Source organism: Ochrobactrum sp. A-1 (assembly GCF_022488005.1).
Taxonomy (GTDB): domain Bacteria; phylum Pseudomonadota; class Alphaproteobacteria; order Rhizobiales; family Rhizobiaceae; genus Brucella.
Genome location: NZ_JAKVQC010000003.1, coordinates 818,423 through 834,949 on the forward strand (window position 1 = coordinate 818,423; position 16,527 = coordinate 834,949).

The following is a 16,527-nucleotide window of genomic DNA, read 5'->3' on the forward strand; positions in this document are numbered from 1 at the left end:
GGCCGCCTTTTCATTATTCCTGCGAATGGTTTACCGGCCTGCCACGATGGAAGAAATGATGCCGGTGGCAATGCCGATCAACATATAATCATTGTTGACCTTGACCCAGTGATAACCACGCGGCGGCTTGCGCAGCTTGTAGCTCGAATAGTTGTTGACGACATGACCGCGATAATTTGGCGGCAGACGGTTGCCCTTCTTCCAGCTCTGATGACGACGGTTGTCATATTTGCGTGCATCATATTTCGGACCACCCTTGTGCATCTGGCTGTGCGAAGGCTGGCTGTGATGCGACGGATAAGGCTGTGCCATTGCGGCAGGGGCTGCGAGAAAGGAAAAGGCAGCAAGAGCAATAACGATCTTCTTCATGTCGGCATCCTTTGTTGTATTCGATGTGGGGACAATGCGCCTGCTAATGTGAATGCCAAGTGAACGCTCCCATTAAATAAATTTAATGATTTCATCGGTCTAGCGCAAAGGCATCATCCTGCATTTCCCATCCGTTCAAAATGCGCTAGGTAGAAGCCAAATTCGTACGTACCTCTCAACGAGGTAAGTGTCAGAGGACTGCATCATGATGAACTGGGTTTTCATTCTGCAAGGCGTTATCGCGTTTGGGCTAGCTGGACTGGCCATTGCAGTCATCCTGCGTCATCGCCGCCACTGAGGCGCCCCGGACTGGGCCCCGGACTGGGCCTGGGCCTGGGCCTGCGATATTTTTCGCACCGGCCTGCCGGTTCAAAGCAACCGAACACGAAATCAATCGTTTAAACTTAGTCTGATTTTTCTCAGGAGGAGACAGGGATGCGGAAAGTGGCGCTTGGGTTGGTTGCCTTACTCGCAATTACGGGCTGCACAACCACGGAAAAGGACATTTCCATCGGCACCGGCGCAGGTGCCATCATTGGCGGCATTGCTGGCGGTGGACGTGGTGCGCTGATCGGTGCCGGTGCGGGCGCATTGGGCGGCCTGCTGGTGCGCGAATTGCGCAACGGCAATTGCCAGTATCGCGACCGTCATGGCCGCATATATGTGGCTCGCTGCAGACGATAGTCGCGGACATATTCAACGATCATCAAAAGCGCCGGTTTTCCGGCGCTTTTTGTTTTCGACAACTTTAGACTGCCTGACTTGCCGAGCGGACCTGATTGGAACCTTCTCTCGCCGATGTCGTTTTACAAGCAATAAAGACAGTTCAGGGAGAACTCCGATGAAGCTTGCTTTCAAAGCCGCCCTTGTTGCCTTGGGCGTATTTGCGGCGGGCGCGGCGCAGGCGTCGAACGCCATATCCACCACCAACCTCAATATTCGTACAGGTCCCGGCACACGCTATGCGACGCTTGGCTCCATCCCCAGCGGAGCGCCTGTGAATGTGCGTGGCTGCACATCCGGCTACGGCTGGTGTCAGGTGAGCTACGGTCCGACCTATGGCTGGGCATCTTCGCGCTATCTGGCATTTCGAGAGGGAACATCCAGCGGTTATTCCGATGATTTCGGTCGAACGGCTGCGCTAATCGGTATTCCGCTCATTGCTGGCGTCGCCATAGGCTCCGCACTCAATGACCGCGACGACTATTGGTATCGTGATCGCCGCTATTATCGCGACAGACATTGGGATCGTCGTGGATGGCACGACCGTCCCGGCTGGCATGGGCGCCCCGGCAATCACGGGCCGCGAGTCTATATGAGACACCGCGTTCCTGACGGACCGCACGGACAGTAATGGACATAGGAACGAAACTGGAAACGCCGCGAAGTGCTCGCGGCGTTCTGTCATCGCGGGAAGCTCCACACAGTCTCTATTCTGTCTTCAGATAAACTTCATGCCAGAGGGTGATGCGGTCAGTTTCATCGAATTTCAAAAGCAGCATCGCTTCGAATTGATCCGTTGTTTCATCAAGACGCACGACTGTAGCAGTCATTGCCAGCACCGCCGAACTTCCTTCCGCAACAACCTCCTGCACATCATAGTCGATAGCGTGGATCGTGCTGCGGAAACCATTCAGAAACGTCAGATAATTGGAATGATTGGCAGGATGGACGCGTCCATTGGCCTTGACGACAAACTGGTCCGCGAATCTCTCCGCGATGATTGCCTCGGTAAGCGTTTCGCTTTGAACCAGATGCTTTCGGTTCCAATCCAGAAGGCCCAACGCCAATTGTGTTGTGGTTTGCTTGTGCAAGATGACCTCCGGAAATTAATTGACGGGTGGGCGGTGTGCCCCGCATGACATCAAACAGGTGAACGCTAAAAACTCGCTCAATCGGGCACAAAGAAACTGAAGAGAACATGATACTCCCCTCACATCAAAAAAGGGGGAGCTATTTCAATATGTTGGGTGGGTGGAAAAATAAGGTGGCGATCCCGACAGGATTCGAACCTGTGACATTCAGCTTAGAAGGCTGACGCTCTATCCAACTGAGCTACGGGACCTCGCCTTTCGAAAAAGATCGAAGATATTTCAATGAACGCAGGGCTTTGCCAGCAAAGCCCTGCCGAATTATCGCATCGTCCGGCCTGAAACAAGTGTCAGGCCAGACAGGCAATCAATGCGTCTCAATGCGTCCAGGGCATTGTCCGGTCGAAGCGGAAATTATCCGAATAGGAAACCTTGCGGCGCTTCGGCTCATTCGGCTCGATAATGCGATAGGCGATGCCGTTGCGCTTTGCGTAATCGACTGCTTCTTCCTGCGTGGCGAAGAACAGACGAATCTGGCTCTTCATATCGCCGGAAGAAGTATAGCCCATCAAAGGCTCGACCATACGCGGGCTTTCCGGCTCATATTCCAGAAGCCACTGATCTGTCTTGGCCTGACCGGACTGCATGGCAGTCTTAGCTGGACGGTAAATACGTGCAACCATTTGAAGAACCCTGAACTACTCTCTTGCCCCGCTGGGGAGCTGAAAATCCACCAAGCCAATAGTTTACACGGGAATGCATGTCAACGCGATAAAGGCGCACGCCACAGCCTGTGCCGGGACGTTCATATATCGACCAAATCAAATCTTGGGGAAGTTGGTCGGAGCGGCAGGATTCGAACCTGCGACCCCCTGATCCCAAATCAGGTGCGCTACCAGACTGCGCTACGCTCCGTGGCCCTCTCGGACGTTGAGTTCCCTAGAGAATTCGCATTCCTAAGGCAAGAGCTATTTTCAATCTTCAATAAAAAAATAAGCCGAACCGCTCATTGCAGGAGATGTTGTGCCCTCGAACCTGACGCTAGTGGATTGAATTTGACGTTTGATACCCTTCCGATATCAATCCCGTTTCAAACGTCAAATTTGAAAAATCCTCTAGATTCATAAAGTTACTAGTGGTCTTTTTGATTCCAACATTTGCTCAGCGCTCATATCCGAGGGATGCAAATGTCGAAAGCAGAACCACTAGCACAAAGGCTATGCTCAGCTTCGCATCGTCGGTCCGAATCTTTCGGAGCGCAATCACAGGATGTTCAGCGTGTTAGGAGAGTTGACCACTCCACGAGGAACCAGCGGAGATTTAGGCCGTTCATTTCAGCGGCGGGCGCAAAACCAACGATGGATAGGTGCCATGTACAAATTTTCGGCAATCGCAGCGGTGATTATGGTGGCTGCTTTTTCAACCGCCTCCGCACAGGCACAGAGTATCGAAATAGGTCCCAATGGTATCCAGGTTAATCCTGATGGCGACCGGCGCCCCATGCATGAGGGTGGGGAAATCAGCGAACGAAGAGCAGCGCGAATCGCACGCAGTGAGGGAATGGACGAAGTCGAAAGCGTTTCACGGCGCCGTAACGTCTACGTTGTTCGGGGGATAGACCGTCGCGATAATGATATGCGCGTGGTGATTGATCGTCGTACTGGCGAAGTGCTTGAGGTACGCTGACAGCCCCCGAACGATGTATTCAGCAGCCGCGCCCGCAGGCGCGGTTTTCCTCTTGGGGATTTGCAAAAGATGATGACCAAGCGCGATCTGCACGAAGGCTTGGTGATTTCGCGCCATTTTTGTGCGCGAATCTTACCAGTTTCCCATTGCATGACGTAACGAGCAGTTGATGGATACCCTGCCTGGGTACAACTTGAAGCAGCACGGACCAGACTACATGCAAGCGCTTGAAGCGCTTTCCCGTCCGAAAGTAGCAGAATCAGCGAATTGACAGCTCTGGTAAAGTAAGCTTACCAATTATCTGTCTACATAAATTAGCACTTCGTAATTCAACTGCCATTCGGGAGAGGATGGTCGTTCATTGCATAACCGTCGAAAAAATTGCGACGGCGCATTCATTATCAAGGAGAGGAACTGCACATCCAGGAAGGGAGGACCTATGCCCTGGAATCAAGTTTATGACCCTTTGGGGAGCATGTTCTGGTCGACATTGCTTGCCGCCTTGCCAATTGTCGTCCTGCTGGGCGGTATCGGCTTTTTCCACATCAAAGCACACACCGCAGCCATACTCGGGCTTCTGACAGCGCTTGTCATCGCAGTCGTCGGCTTCGGAATGCCTGCCGACATGGCGGGTGCCACCGCCGTTTACGGTGCCGCCTATGGACTTCTGCCCATTGGCTGGATCATTCTCAACGTCATATTTCTCTATCGGCTGACCGAACAGACCGGCCAGTTCAATATTCTGCGTGATTCCATCGCCGGCATCACGCCGGATCGTCGTCTCCAGCTTCTCTTTATCGCCTTTTCGTTCGGTGCTTTCTTTGAGGGTGCCGCGGGTTTCGGCACGCCTGTAGCCGTGACGGCTGCGATGCTGATGGGGCTGGGTTTTGCTCCCCTGCCCGCGGCTGGCCTTTCACTGATCGCCAATACGGCGCCGGTCGCCTATGGCGCGCTTGGAACGCCGGTCATTGCGCTTTCGGCGGTGACCGGAATTGACCTTTTGCAACTCTCCGGGATGATCGGACGCCAGCTTCCGTTCTTCTCCGTCATCGTGCCCTTCTGGCTGATATGGGCCTTTGCCGGTCGCAAAGGCATGCTGGAAGTCTGGCCTGCATTGCTGGTGGCAGGTGCTGCCTTCGCCGTTCCGCAATATCTGGTGTCCAATTTCCATGGGCCGTGGCTGGTGGATGTGGTCGCTGCGATCTGCTCGATGGCGGCACTCGCCGGTTTCCTGCGCATCTGGCAACCGAAGCGAATCTGGACCTCGACCGGCAAGGAAGGCGAAGCGGATTCGGCCCCTATGCCAGCGCCGCCGAAGCATTCCACCGGAACCGTTTTCCGGGCCTGGACGCCCTGGCTTATCCTGTCGGTGTTCGTGTTCCTCTGGGGCACGCCGCAATTCCGGACATGGCTCGACTCGCTCTGGGTCTGGAAAATGCCGATCCCCTATCTGCACAACCTGGTGTTCAAGGTTCCGCCCGTCGTGGCCGAAGCGCATTCCGAGGCCGCGATCTATACGCTCAATCTGCTTTCGGCCACCGGCACGGGCATCCTGCTCTCTGCCGTGGTCGGCGGACTTGTGCTCGGCTTCAACCCGCTAAGGCTTCTGAAGGAATATGGCGAGACCGCCTACGTGGTTCGCTTCTCGCTGATCACGATCTCGGCCATGCTGGCGCTTGGCTATGTCACGCGCTATTCGGGCACCGATGCGACCCTCGGCCTCGCTTTCGCGCAGACCGGCTGGGTCTATCCGTTCTTCGGGGCGATGCTGGGCTGGCTCGGCGTTGCGCTGACAGGGTCCGACACGGCGTCGAACGTCCTGTTTGGCGGCCTGCAGAAGATCACGGCGGAACAGCTCGGCCTGTCGCCTGTCCTGATGGCGGCTGCAAACTCCTCTGGTGGCGTGATGGGCAAGATGATCGACGCACAGTCCATCGTCGTCGCCTCAACCGCGACGCAGTGGTACGGGCATGAATCGAAGATCCTGCGCTATGTGTTCTTCCATTCCATTGCGCTGGCCGCACTCGTCGGCCTTCTGGTGATGGCTCAGGCCTATCTGCCGCCATTCACCTCCATGGTTCCGACCGAAACACTACCGGCCATCACGCACTGACGTGAAGTGAACGACAGACGAACCCACGCGAGCCCCCTCGCGTGGGTTTTCTGCTTTTCTGCGAAGCCTCTCGGGGGAACAAAATCGCACGCGCACGCGTTTTCACTTCACTACCAATAAGCTGGAGACTGAATGTGAATAGAAACGGGCTTTATCTGATTATTGGCGCGCTGATTGTCGTGGCTGCGGGTCTTGCGGTTTATGTCTATCGTGAAGAGACCAAACCCGCCGGAATCGAGATGAAAATCGGAGAAGGTGGTGTTTCCATTCAGGAAAATTGAAATCGGCAAGACGTTATAAACATATAAACCGATTAAGATTTCAAACGCTTACGCTTTGTGATGCAACATTTCGGACTTCGCCATGTTATTTGGGGCACCAGATAAAACGGAGGACCGAAATGGGTATCCAGACTGTTTCCGACGAGCTTTATCGTCGTCATGAACGCGAATGGGCAGAGCTGCGCAACGCAGTTGAGGCAAGCGAAGCCAACCAACGGCAGCAAGAGAAGGCATCAGGCCAGACCTCTTGCGATGACAAGACGTCTGGGCACCAGTAAGTCTTCACCAATCTACCTTGAAACGCCGCGAAAGCGGCGTTTTTTGTTTCCGCTTCGTCGTTCCAGCGTTCGCGCCAGACGCTGTGGTAACCAAATGCGAAGGAACAATTGGTAGTGTCTCCCCATCGCGATTCGAACAGGAGACAGACGATGGCTGCACGGAAACGCACCACCCGCTCGCCCCAGCGCTCCACAAAGCGCTCGGCCAAGTCGTCGGGCAAGTCTTCCGGCTCATCCACCCCCGTTCTCGCGCTTGCCGCAATTTTGGGTCTAGGTGCCTTCAGCTTGTGGGCAACCTCTCAGCATAAGAGCCCGCAAGCCGCGATAACAGCCCTGTTCCAGCGCCCCGCTTCCAAGCCGAATACACAGCCCGCAGCACGAACCGAGCCAAAGGCGACCGTCACCAGCAAAGCCTCCGAGAGCAAGCCCCCCGAGAGCAGGGCGCCGTCGAAGGATTACGGCGCCGCTGTCGGCCCTGTACCGCGTCCATCGGCACCCGTTGTCGCGGCGCCCGTTGTGGCACCCGCACCGCAAAAGCCGGCGCAGCAGGCGGCAATCCAGACCGCCACCCCGCCGCGCCCCACAAATCAGGTTGTCGTATCCTCGCCCGCCGCTGCGCTACGCTCCATGCCGCCGCGTGGCGTCAACACTCCGGCAAGCTCCCCATCGGTGATTTATGCCAAGGCGCGGCTCACCATCCATAAGAATGCCTGGGACAAGTCGCCATCTATCGGCGTCGTGGAAAAAGGTCGCGAGATGCGCTCCTATGGAAAGACCGGACGCTGGCATCGCGTGATCGTCCCGAAGACGAACATGATCGGCTGGGTGCACGAAGATCAGCTTATCGGTGGGCGCAACAAGCCTGACAGCGCAAGCCTTATCACCGGCTCGATTGCCAGGAAGACGCAAACTGCAACGGCAGCCGCACCCAAACAGGCTCCAAATCCAGCGCATTCACGCATGGAGCCGCCAAAAGCTGTCGGCCAGAAAAACTAGAGCGGTTCCGGTTAAAACGGAGCCGCTGGAACCGCTCTATCTCTTTGTTTTTACGCATGTCTTTTTCCCAAAAACGGTTCCGACTTTTGGGAGACATGCTCTAATCCAGACCACGCGCCATTGCTTCGAGCTGCCGGTCGCCCGGCAGATAATCGAATCCTGCTTCAATCAGTGATGAACTGTCTGCGACCAGATCACCGTAAAGCTGGTCGTAGAGACCGCTTTTGCCCGCCGCCGATAGCAGGAGCCGCATGAAGACCGGTGGAACGGGTACAAGACGCAAAGGCTTTCCCAAGGCAGCACGCAGCTTCGTCACGAGTTCTTTTGTGGAGCGCGGTTGCGGCTCAGCAAGATGAAACACCCGCCCGGCAACCTTTTCGGCAGGCGCCACGCTTAAAAATGTCAGCGCATGTGCGACGTTTTCAAGCGACACGAAACTGCGCCTGTTGTTTGCCAGACCGAACGGTAACGGCAATCCGCTGTTGCAGAGCTTTATCAAGGCTTTCAAGTTCGCCCGCGCTCTAGGACCGTAAACGAGAACCGGGCGCGCAATGACGATCTCGATCCCGTTGATTCCGCGCAGATCGGCTTCCGCCTTCGCCTTGGCACGGCCGTAATCATCACGCGGCTTCAGCGGCATGTCCGGCGTCAGCGGCGACGGATTTCCCACAATCGTATAGATCGTGGATACAAACACGAAGCGCTTTACGCCGGCGGCTTTTGCCTTTGTCGCGAGTTCTACGGCCAGTCGATGATTGACCGCATCGAATGTATCTGCATCCGGTCGTTCCGCGCCGGTGCGGTGAGCAAGTGCTGCAGAATGAACAACCGTTTCAACACCTGAGAAATCCGGATCAGTCAGTTCATTCCGGGACAGAGGCAGGACTTCATGCCCTTCCCCGACCAGCACTTGAGTGAGTGCGCTTCCGATAAAACCACCCGCCCCGGTAACCGCTATCTTCATCCTCAGCGATCCGGCTGTTCGCTGCCCGCCAGAACCTGTGCGGCAAGCGTGCGCGTGATGCGGCTTTTCTGCTCAAGCGCCGCCCGGTCGAGCTTGTCGACGATCAGGATCGCCGACAAAAGCGAGCGCTCGATCCGGCTCACCAGATAGGCGACGACATGCGGTTCGACGCTTACCTGCCGGTCCGCGAAGAGCTTGTGAATGACGCCGGAAAGCAGCAGGTCGTCCGGTTCTGAAATTTCCACGACGGTTGCGGCCTTGAGACGCGAGGCAAGATCAGGAAGCTTTACGTTCCAGTTGGCTGGCCACAGACGAGAGGTCATGAGCAGGGAAGGCCCAAGCCCCTGAGCCGCATTCTGCCGAACGCTATTGATGAGATGGAAAAGTCCGGTTTCATCGAAAGGCGCAGCACCAATATCATCGATCAGCACCGGATATTCGGCAGCGCCGTTCACGGCTTCCTCGGTAATGTGCGTGGGGTCTACCAGAAGTGCGCCTGTTCCGGCGCGCCAGATTTCCGCCAGATGTGTCTTGCCTGATCCGGTCGGTCCGGCAAGGATCGTGACAGGCGACAGCCAGTTCGGCCAGCGATCGATAAGATCGACGGCGGCACGGTTGGAATCTGTGACGATCATGTCTTCCCGATGATAACCGGGCTGATGCTCAAGATTCAACGGAATCTGGCGCGGTGCCTCACGCATCGCGGCCTCCTGCAAATCCCGTTTCAAATCCTGCCCGGTTACGACCCAGTCTCATTTCTCTTTGCCTGCATTCTCGCCTGCCTCGATCAGCGGCCCGGCGTCGGGGTTCGGCTGATGGTAGGCAGGATCATACATCGGTGAGTGGAGATAGCTATTCAATGCGAACCGCACAAGCACCCCGACTGCAGCCGCTGCGGGCACTGCCACCAGCATTCCGGTGAAGCCGAACAGCGAACCGAAGGCAAAAAGAGCGAACATGAGCCAGACCGGATGAAGCCCCACGGACGAGCCGACGAGCTTCGGCTGGAGGATGTTTCCTTCCACAAACTGACCAAGGAAAAACACACCCGCGACGGCACAGATCATGATCCAGTCAGGCCAGAACTGGACCAGCGCCACACCGATGGCGAGCGCCAGGCCGACAAAGGAACCGATATAGGGAATAAAGCTGATGAGACCGGCAAAAAAGCCGATCAGCAGACCGAAATTAAGCCCGGTCAGCGTGAGACCGATGGCGTAATAGGTTCCCAGAATGAGGCAGAGCGTTCCCTGCCCGCGAATGAAACCGGCGACGGCGGCATTCATCTCGGCGGCGATGCGGCGCACGGTATGAAGCTGGCGGCGCGGCACCCATGAATCGATGCTGCCGACCATGCGGTCCCAGTCCAGAAGCATGTAGAATGCAACCACCGGAGTGACGACGAAAAGCCCCGCAATATCGATCAGCGATTTCCCCGAATTCCACAGGGACTGAAGCAATGTCGACAGGAAACCGGCACCCTGCTGGAGCAGCGAACTCAGATTCTGCTGAATGACCGAACTGTCAATGCCGATATATTTCTTCAGCCATTGCGAATCCTCATTTGCCAGCAACGACTGCAACTGGGTGATGTATTCGGGGATTTTGGAAATGAAATCAGCGAGCTGCGTTGCGAGGATCGGCACGACGATCATCAGGCCGAGGATCAGCGCCATCAGGAAGATGAGCAGGATGACGATTGTGGCCGCAAGCCGGGACAGGCCGAAACGTTCGAGCCTGTCTGCGACAGGGTCGAGGAAATAGGCCAGCGCCATGCCCGCAACAAAAGGCAACAGCACTGAACTGAATACGACGAGAAACAGAATGAAGACCGCGACGGTCCCCACCCAGAACATCGCCTGACGACGTACCGAAGAGCCGGTCAGCGCGCCGACTTCCACATTGACGTGGATATCACCATCGCGAACTGTCGCTTCCGACTGACGGATCGTTCGGCTGGCGCTCGTGCGCGTGGGTGTCGGTTTCTTGACCATGTGCATCTATTTCCAGGAAACGTATTGGATAGAGCCAGTCCTGATAGCAGAATGGCGTTACGGATATCTTAGTGCGAACGGGAACAAGTTAGAACGGTTACTGAGGATTGCAATGTCTGTGCGAAAAGCCTGACGAAACACAACCTTCTATCGAGTTATGGACGGTGCTTTACGATTTCAGGCAGAATCCTGCGCTGTTTGGCTCTTTTCGGGCTTTGTGGCCTTGCAGGCAGCGCCGTCTCGTGCCATTGCGCGCACATTCTCTGTTTATCGCATTTTTCTTGAGCAAAACCGTTACACGCTTTTGCCGAAAATGCATTAAACAGCTGCGTGGATAAGCACCCAATTTCAGGAGCAGGCCATGACCATGGAAAATAAGCCCGCCGATAAGCCTGTTGGCCAGAACGGCCTGACCTATGCGCAGGCTGGTGTCGACATCGATGCTGGTAACCTGATGGTCGAGAAGATCAAGCCCCTCGTGCGCTCCACGCGCCGCCCCGGTGCGGACGGAGAGATTGGCGGCTTTGGCGGCCTGTTCGACCTCAAGGCCGCTGGTTTCAAAGACCCGGTACTCGTTGCCGCCAATGACGGTGTCGGCACCAAGCTGAAGATCGCCATCGATGCCGACAAGCACGACACGGTAGGCATTGATCTTGTTGCCATGTGTGTCAACGATCTCGTCGTTCAGGGTGCTGAACCGCTTTTCTTCCTCGACTATTTTGCGACCGGCAAGCTTTCGCCGGATCAGGGTGTCGATATCGTTGCGGGCATCGCCGAAGGATGCCGGCAGGCCGGTTGCGCGCTGATCGGTGGTGAAACCGCTGAAATGCCCGGCATGTACCGGGATGGCGATTATGATCTTGCCGGTTTCGCCGTTGGTGCGGCCGAACGCGACCGTCTACTGCCGCGTGGCGATGTTGCCGAAGGCGATGTCATCCTTGGCCTTGCTTCGTCCGGTGTGCATTCCAACGGATTTTCTCTGGTGCGCCGCATCGTCGAACTCTCCGGCCTTGGCTGGAAGTCCGATGCCCCGTTCCAGCCGGGCGCGACGCTCGGCGAAGCGCTGCTGACCCCGACACGCATTTATGTGAAGCCTCTTCTTGCCGCGATCCGCGCTTCGGACGGCATCAAGGCGCTGGCACACATCACGGGCGGCGGTTTTCCCGACAATATTCCGCGCGTTCTGCCGGAAGGTCTCGCTGCCGAAATCGATCTTGCGTCCATTTCCGTTCCGCCAGTCTTCTCCTGGCTTGCCAAGACGGGCGGTGTCGAGCCGAATGAAATGCTGCGCACATTCAATTGCGGCATCGGAATGATTGCCGTCGTGAAGCCTGAGAAGGTTGAGGAAGTCGTGGCTGTCCTTGCCGCAGAAGGCGAAAAGGTCGTCACGCTCGGCCGGATGGTGAAGCGTGAAAAAGACGGCGTCGTCTATAAGGGTACGCTTTCGCTATGAGCCGCAAGCGGGTCGTCATCTTCATTTCGGGCGGCGGCTCCAACATGGAGGCGCTGATCCGCGCTGCGCAAGCCGCCGATTTTCCGGCGGAAGTAGTGGCGGTTTTTTCCGACAAGGAAGAAGCTGGCGGCCTTGCCAAGGCAAAGGCTGCCGGAATTGCGACACAGGTTTTCAAGCGCAAGGACTTTACCTCGAAGGATGCGCATGAAGATGCCATTCTGGACGCACTCGCCGCGTTGAAGCCGGATATGATCTGCCTTGCTGGCTATATGCGTCTTCTGTCGGGCCGTTTCATTGCTCCCTATGAAGGCCGCATTCTCAACATTCACCCTTCCCTGCTCCCGCTTTTCCCCGGACTGCATACCCACCAGCGCGCGCTGGATGCGGGTATGAAAGTCGCAGGCTGCACCGTTCATCTTGTAACGGAAGGGATGGATGAAGGTCCGATACTGGCACAGGCAGCGGTGCCGGTGCATGCTGGTGACGATGCCGAAGCGCTCGCGGCCCGCGTTCTGAAAGCCGAGCATCAACTTTATGCATTGGCCCTTCGCAAATTTGCCGGCGAACAAAACAGCCAGCCGGATTTCACCGGAGCGATGGTTCTCAGTGCGTGATAGCGCGCGACAAATTAATCACATCCCAATTTTTTTGTTAATAAAACTTTAATTTCCCGCAAAAAGCTCTAATTCCCATTCGTAACGGAACTTGCTTCGGCAAATCTCGTTAAGGGACGTGTAAGCGTCTCTTTCAATATGTGTTTTAGAAGAGGACAAAGACATGTCTCTCCGTTTTTCGACTTCCTTCCTTTCGGCAATGACCGTCATTTCCGGCATTGCGGTCGCGGCTCCAGCCATTGCTGCCGACTACGTAGCTCCTCCCGCTTCAGGTCGCACCCAGCCGCGCTCGGAAGTCGGCACGCTGTCCTGCGATATTTCTCCTGCAATCGGCGTCATCATCGGCAGCCAGCAGGATGTGGACTGCGTATTCAGCCCGGCCCGTGGACGTGGTCCGGCTGAGCGTTATACAGGGACGATTACCAAGCTCGGCATCGATGTCGGCTTCATAAATGGCGGCCGTGTCGCCTGGGCCGTCTGGGCTCCGACCGTTCGTCCCGAAGGCGCTCTTCAGGGCCGTTATGTCGGCGCATCTGCCAATGCAGCGATTGGCGTCGGCTTCGGCACCAACATCCTGACCGGCGGTTCGTGGAAGACGATTTCGCTTCAGCCGATTTCGCTTCAGGGCCAGCGCGGCCTGAATGCCGCTGTGGGTGTTTCCAAGCTGAGACTGCGTTACGCTGGCTAACAAGCAGCGCGAATAAACAACAACGCCGGGACGCATATATATTTTATATATGCGTCCCGGCGTTGTTGGATAAATATTTATGCGTTTATTTTGCGTATCCAGATCTTGGTGTCGTGCACCGCCAGCCCGCCATAGGGGGCGGCAGGTTCAGCGCCGATCAATATATTGATCCCCTCGCCGCGCTCGAATGTCGAGTTCGGAAAAATGCCCTCCGACACGACGACCCCGCGTTTTTGTCCGGCGCGCAGCACGGCATGAAGCACCAGTTCGCCACGATGATTGCCGATCTCGATCCGCTCGCCATTCTCGATGCCAAGTTCTGCCGCATCGTCGGGATGGATAAGCAGTTCAGGCCGGATTTCCTTGGCAAGCGATGTCAGCGTCTCGGCGAAGGTCGAGTTCAGGAAATTATGCGCCGGTGAAGTCGTCATGCGGAAGGGATGTTCGGCATCCGCCGTTTCAATCACTTCCCAATAATCCGGAAATTCCGGTATCGACTGGAAATCACCCTGAAGCCCCATGACTTCCGGTGGCTTGTTCGGCGACGGGCTTCCGGTCCAGTCAGGACGAAAGCGGAACTTGCCATCCGGCCATTTGAAACCATTGATATAATGCGCATCTTCGAAAGGCGGTTGCAGATCGACAAAGCGCTTTTCCTTCAATTCATCGAATTGTGGCAAGTCGCTATTGGCGTTCATGTTGTTAATCAGCGTGCGCTCATCCAGATCGAAGCCCGGCAGATCGCCAACACCGAGGCGCTTTGCCAGTTCGTTGATTACGAAGATATTCGGACGCGCATCGGCGAGAGGCTCGATCAGCTTCGGCCCCAGAACCACATGCTGCTGCCCGCCGCCGCGATAAATATCGTCATGTTCGAGGAACGTCGTGGCTGGCAATGCAACATCGGCCATCTTCGCCGTATCGGTCATGAATTGTTCGTGCACGGCGACGAAAAGATCCTCGCGCGCAAAGCCTTTGCGAACCAGCCGCTGTTCCGGCGTCACATTCATCGGGTTGGTGTTCTGGATCAGCATTGCCATGACGGGCGGGCCGCCATAAAGCGCCTGCGCGTCACCGGTAAGAATGCGACCGATCTTCGACTGATCGAGAAAACGAAGCCCCATATCCTGCATGGCGCGACCTTCGATCTCGCGCTTGTCCATCTTGAAGATGCCGGAGTTCGAGTGGAATGCCCCGCCGCCTTCATAAAGGAAAGCACCTGTCACGCAGGCAATCGAAGCGGCTGCATGCATGTTCACCGCGCCGTTGCGTTGGCGGGTGAAACCATAGCCGAGGCGGAAATAAGTTCGCTTGGTTTTGCCGACGAGATGGGCAAATGCTTCGATCTCTTCAACGGACAGGCCGGTGATCGCGGCTGCCCATTCCGGTGTACGGGTCTGAAGATGTGCTTCCAGCCCCTTCGGATCGTCGGTGTAGCGCTCCAGATAATCCCAGTCTGCAAAGCCGTCACGAAACAGCACATGCATGACCGCGCAGGCAAAGGCGCCATCGGTTCCGGGTTTCAGCACAATGCCCATATCCGCCTGGCGGACGGTCGCATTGGCATAAACGTCGATGACGACGATCTTGGCGCCGCGTTCCTTACGTGCCCGGACCGCGTGGGTCATGACATTGACCTGCGTGGCGGCGGCGTTGGTGCCCCAGATCACCACCACATCGGCCTTCGCCATTTCACGCGGATCAGGACCGGTCAGGCTTCCTGTTCCCGCAAAATAGCCGGTCCAGGCCATATTGGTACAGAAACTGTCGAACTGGTTGGAATAGCGCTTGGCAAAGCGCAGGCGATTGATCGAGTCGCGCTGCACCAGCCCCATGGTGCCCGCATAGTAATAGGGCCAGACGCTCTCGCTGCCATAATCGCGCTCGGCTTTCAGGAAACGCTCGGCAATGAGATCAAGTGCGGCTTCCCATGAAGCTTCCTTCCACTGCCCAGCACCTTTCGCACCGGCACGAACCAGCGGATGCTTCAGGCGATCAGGATGATGAACCCGTTCCGCATAACGCGCCACCTTGGCGCAGATGACGCCAGCCGTGTAGCTGTTGTCCTTCGCGCCGCGCACGCGCCCGATGGTCCGCTCATCGAGAATTTCGACATCGAGTGCGCAAGTTGACGGACAGTCGTGCGGACAAGCCGAATGACCGGTTTTGATGTTCGAGATTGGAGCGTGCTGGTTCATGTTACTTTATTAGCCCAAGCCACTTCCTGCAGAAACGAATTTCTGCCGGAAGATTGTCACTGTGACGAAATAAATTTTCAAGACAAGCGCAATGCAATCGCACCGAGAACAATAAAGCCGGCAGCCACGAAACGTGGTAGCCCGACTTTTTCTTTCAATACCAGAGCCGAAATGAGCACACCGAAGAGTATCGCGGTTTCGCGGAGTGCCGCCACGACGGCAATCGGAGCCATGGTCATCGCCCAGAGTGCAAGGCCATAGGAACCGAGCGTACCAACGCCACCGATCATGGCCGGTCGCCAGTGATTACGCAGATACTGGATGAAACGGTCCGGTTCGCGGTAAAGGGCCCACCCCGCCAGCGGTATGGCGTTCATCAGGAACAGCCACAGCGTATAGGAAATCGGCTCGCCCGACACACGGACACCGAGGCCGTCAATGATCGTATAACTTGCTATGAAACCGGCATTGGTCAGCGCAAGCAAGGCAGTGCGACTTGAAGCTCCACGATTTCTTCGCCGCGCATCAAGCGCCATCGCCAGAACGCCGGAGCAGATCAGCACGATACCAAGCCAGCTCTGCCAGCCCATGATCTCGCCGACCAGCGGCGCACTGACCAGCGCCACCAGCAAGGGCGGAGTGCCGCGCATGATCGGATAGGCTTCGCTCATATCGCCGGATTTATAAGCCGCCGCCACGAGCGACATATAGAAGGTCTGCGTAACCGTAGACAGAAGCATGTAAATCCAGCTTGCCGGGTTCGGCAGCGGCAGAAAAGGCAAGGTGAAAAGGGCGATCAACCCGGCAGCGCTGGTCACACTGGCCGCACTGAAGAACTTGTCTCCGCTTCCCTTTACAATTGCGTTCCAGCTCGCGTGGAGGAACGCGCCAAAGAGGACGATCAGAAGGACACCACCAGACATTTCGGGACTCGACTCAAAGGATAAGGAGCGGATTTTGAAGGTTATATGTCACATTTGTGACGGGACGTCTATTGCACGAACGACGCAGTGTCTGATCCAAAAGCCGCCATGCCAGTCTGCAAATGGCAATTTGTCTGCGTTCCGGTGCTCACGTAGCTT

The 16,527-nt window shown here is 56.4% G+C and carries 18 protein-coding genes and 2 tRNA genes; 10 read left to right on the plus strand and 10 right to left on the minus strand.

Annotation, left to right across the window (positions count from 1 at the left end; all coding sequences use genetic code 11):
- Positions 1-30 precede the first annotated feature (30 nt).
- Positions 31-369 (minus strand): RcnB family protein, encoded by a 339-nt coding sequence (locus MKS82_RS05735; protein ID WP_240578481.1) that lies wholly within the window; start codon positions 367-369, stop codon positions 31-33.
- Between the two features lie 435 nt (positions 370-804).
- Here MKS82_RS05735 and MKS82_RS05740 point away from each other — a divergent pair, with 435 nt between their 5' ends.
- Together MKS82_RS05740 and MKS82_RS05745 are read left to right on the plus strand one after the other, a co-directional pair.
- Complete coding sequence (locus tag MKS82_RS05740; RefSeq protein ID WP_061347348.1) at positions 805-1,053, plus strand: YMGG-like glycine zipper-containing protein; 249 nt, start codon at positions 805-807, stop codon at positions 1,051-1,053.
- Between the two features lie 157 nt (positions 1,054-1,210).
- Positions 1,211-1,723, plus strand: a complete 513-nt coding sequence (locus MKS82_RS05745; protein WP_240578482.1) for an SH3 domain-containing protein — start codon at positions 1,211-1,213, stop codon at positions 1,721-1,723.
- 76 nt (positions 1,724-1,799) lie between these two features.
- Here MKS82_RS05745 and MKS82_RS05750 read toward each other — a convergent pair whose 3' ends face one another.
- From MKS82_RS05750 to MKS82_RS05765, 4 genes are all read right to left on the minus strand, one after another.
- Positions 1,800-2,183: a hypothetical protein gene (locus tag MKS82_RS05750; protein ID WP_235912981.1), complete on the minus strand. Its 384-nt coding sequence runs from the start codon at positions 2,181-2,183 to the stop codon at positions 1,800-1,802.
- Between the two features lie 174 nt (positions 2,184-2,357).
- Positions 2,358-2,434 (minus strand) — tRNA-Arg (locus MKS82_RS05755).
- A 123-nt stretch (positions 2,435-2,557) separates the two neighbouring features.
- On the minus strand, positions 2,558-2,863 hold the full coding sequence (locus MKS82_RS05760) for an ETC complex I subunit (RefSeq protein WP_061347344.1): 306 nt from the start codon (positions 2,861-2,863) through the stop codon (positions 2,558-2,560).
- A gap of 155 nt (positions 2,864-3,018) precedes the next feature.
- A tRNA-Pro gene (locus MKS82_RS05765) sits at positions 3,019-3,095 on the minus strand.
- Between the two features lie 456 nt (positions 3,096-3,551).
- Here MKS82_RS05765 and MKS82_RS05770 point away from each other — a divergent pair.
- From MKS82_RS05770 to MKS82_RS05790, 5 genes are all read left to right on the plus strand, one after another.
- Positions 3,552-3,866 carry a PepSY domain-containing protein gene (locus MKS82_RS05770; RefSeq protein ID WP_151554803.1) on the plus strand — a complete coding sequence of 105 codons (315 nt, stop codon included), beginning with the start codon at positions 3,552-3,554 and terminating at the stop codon, positions 3,864-3,866.
- Between the two features lie 439 nt (positions 3,867-4,305).
- The gene (locus MKS82_RS05775; protein ID WP_151554804.1) at positions 4,306-5,979 is read left to right on the plus strand and encodes an L-lactate permease; all 1,674 of its coding nucleotides are present in this window, start codon (positions 4,306-4,308) and stop codon (positions 5,977-5,979) included.
- Between the two features lie 134 nt (positions 5,980-6,113).
- Positions 6,114-6,260 (plus strand): hypothetical protein, encoded by a 147-nt coding sequence (locus MKS82_RS05780; protein ID WP_010661698.1) that lies wholly within the window; start codon positions 6,114-6,116, stop codon positions 6,258-6,260.
- A 119-nt stretch (positions 6,261-6,379) separates the two neighbouring features.
- Positions 6,380-6,538 carry a hypothetical protein gene (locus tag MKS82_RS05785; protein ID WP_010661697.1) on the plus strand — a complete coding sequence of 53 codons (159 nt, stop codon included), beginning with the start codon at positions 6,380-6,382 and terminating at the stop codon, positions 6,536-6,538.
- A gap of 150 nt (positions 6,539-6,688) precedes the next feature.
- A complete protein-coding gene (locus MKS82_RS05790) occupies positions 6,689-7,534 on the plus strand; it encodes a hypothetical protein (protein WP_151677957.1) in 846 nt (281 codons plus the stop codon).
- A gap of 100 nt (positions 7,535-7,634) precedes the next feature.
- Here MKS82_RS05790 and MKS82_RS05795 read toward each other — a convergent pair whose 3' ends face one another.
- From MKS82_RS05795 to MKS82_RS05805, 3 genes are read right to left on the minus strand one after another with little or no spacing between them, the layout of a single operon-like run.
- Positions 7,635-8,498: an NAD-dependent epimerase/dehydratase family protein gene (locus MKS82_RS05795; protein ID WP_151677958.1), complete on the minus strand. Its 864-nt coding sequence runs from the start codon at positions 8,496-8,498 to the stop codon at positions 7,635-7,637.
- Between the two features lie 2 nt (positions 8,499-8,500).
- Complete coding sequence (gene hdaA, locus MKS82_RS05800) at positions 8,501-9,199, minus strand: DnaA regulatory inactivator HdaA (RefSeq protein ID WP_151554807.1); 699 nt, start codon at positions 9,197-9,199, stop codon at positions 8,501-8,503.
- 51 nt (positions 9,200-9,250) lie between these two features.
- Positions 9,251-10,492 carry an AI-2E family transporter gene (locus tag MKS82_RS05805; RefSeq protein ID WP_176037488.1) on the minus strand — a complete coding sequence of 414 codons (1,242 nt, stop codon included), beginning with the start codon at positions 10,490-10,492 and terminating at the stop codon, positions 9,251-9,253.
- Positions 10,493-10,853: 361 nt separating this feature from the next.
- Here MKS82_RS05805 and purM point away from each other — a divergent pair, with 361 nt between their 5' ends.
- From purM to MKS82_RS05820, 3 genes are all read left to right on the plus strand, one after another.
- The gene (purM, locus tag MKS82_RS05810; protein ID WP_151554808.1) at positions 10,854-11,945 is read left to right on the plus strand and encodes a phosphoribosylformylglycinamidine cyclo-ligase; all 1,092 of its coding nucleotides are present in this window, start codon (positions 10,854-10,856) and stop codon (positions 11,943-11,945) included.
- Positions 11,942-12,559, plus strand: coding sequence for a phosphoribosylglycinamide formyltransferase (gene purN, locus MKS82_RS05815; protein ID WP_151554809.1), 618 nt, complete (start codon positions 11,942-11,944; stop codon positions 12,557-12,559). Before purM ends, purN begins: the two co-directional genes overlap by 4 nt.
- A 163-nt stretch (positions 12,560-12,722) precedes the next feature.
- On the plus strand, positions 12,723-13,247 hold the full coding sequence (locus MKS82_RS05820) for a DUF992 domain-containing protein (RefSeq protein ID WP_151677959.1): 525 nt from the start codon (positions 12,723-12,725) through the stop codon (positions 13,245-13,247).
- A gap of 77 nt (positions 13,248-13,324) precedes the next feature.
- Here the strand turns inward: MKS82_RS05820 and MKS82_RS05825 are convergent, their stop codons facing one another.
- Positions 13,325-15,445, minus strand: coding sequence for a molybdopterin oxidoreductase family protein (locus tag MKS82_RS05825; RefSeq protein ID WP_151677960.1), 2,121 nt, complete (start codon positions 15,443-15,445; stop codon positions 13,325-13,327).
- 77 nt (positions 15,446-15,522) lie between these two features.
- A complete protein-coding gene (locus MKS82_RS05830; protein WP_151554811.1) occupies positions 15,523-16,368 on the minus strand; it encodes a DMT family transporter in 846 nt (281 codons plus the stop codon).
- Positions 16,369-16,527: the final 159 nt, after the last annotated feature.

Bases quoted from the DNA above. Each gene is read 5' to 3' on its own strand.
- MKS82_RS05785 (WP_010661697.1), top strand. From the start codon at position 6,380: ATGGGTATCCAGACTGTTTCCGACGAGCTTTATCGTCGTCATGAACGC.
- purN (WP_151554809.1), top strand. From the start codon at position 11,942: ATGAGCCGCAAGCGGGTCGTCATCTTCATTTCGGGCGGCGGCTCCAAC.
- MKS82_RS05740 (WP_061347348.1), top strand. From the start codon at position 805: ATGCGGAAAGTGGCGCTTGGGTTGGTTGCCTTACTCGCAATTACGGGC.
- MKS82_RS05745 (WP_240578482.1), top strand. From the start codon at position 1,211: ATGAAGCTTGCTTTCAAAGCCGCCCTTGTTGCCTTGGGCGTATTTGCG.
- MKS82_RS05735 (WP_240578481.1), bottom strand. From the start codon at position 369: ATGAAGAAGATCGTTATTGCTCTTGCTGCCTTTTCCTTTCTCGCAGCC.
- MKS82_RS05760 (WP_061347344.1), bottom strand. From the start codon at position 2,863: ATGGTTGCACGTATTTACCGTCCAGCTAAGACTGCCATGCAGTCCGGT.
- purM (WP_151554808.1), top strand. From the start codon at position 10,854: ATGACCATGGAAAATAAGCCCGCCGATAAGCCTGTTGGCCAGAACGGC.
- MKS82_RS05770 (WP_151554803.1), top strand. From the start codon at position 3,552: ATGTACAAATTTTCGGCAATCGCAGCGGTGATTATGGTGGCTGCTTTT.
- MKS82_RS05805 (WP_176037488.1), bottom strand. From the start codon at position 10,492: ATGGTCAAGAAACCGACACCCACGCGCACGAGCGCCAGCCGAACGATC.
- MKS82_RS05830 (WP_151554811.1), bottom strand. From the start codon at position 16,368: ATGTCTGGTGGTGTCCTTCTGATCGTCCTCTTTGGCGCGTTCCTCCAC.
- MKS82_RS05825 (WP_151677960.1), bottom strand. From the start codon at position 15,445: ATGAACCAGCACGCTCCAATCTCGAACATCAAAACCGGTCATTCGGCT.
- MKS82_RS05790 (WP_151677957.1), top strand. From the start codon at position 6,689: ATGGCTGCACGGAAACGCACCACCCGCTCGCCCCAGCGCTCCACAAAG.
- hdaA (WP_151554807.1), bottom strand. From the start codon at position 9,199: ATGCGTGAGGCACCGCGCCAGATTCCGTTGAATCTTGAGCATCAGCCC.
- MKS82_RS05795 (WP_151677958.1), bottom strand. From the start codon at position 8,498: ATGAAGATAGCGGTTACCGGGGCGGGTGGTTTTATCGGAAGCGCACTC.
- MKS82_RS05820 (WP_151677959.1), top strand. From the start codon at position 12,723: ATGTCTCTCCGTTTTTCGACTTCCTTCCTTTCGGCAATGACCGTCATT.
- MKS82_RS05775 (WP_151554804.1), top strand. From the start codon at position 4,306: ATGCCCTGGAATCAAGTTTATGACCCTTTGGGGAGCATGTTCTGGTCG.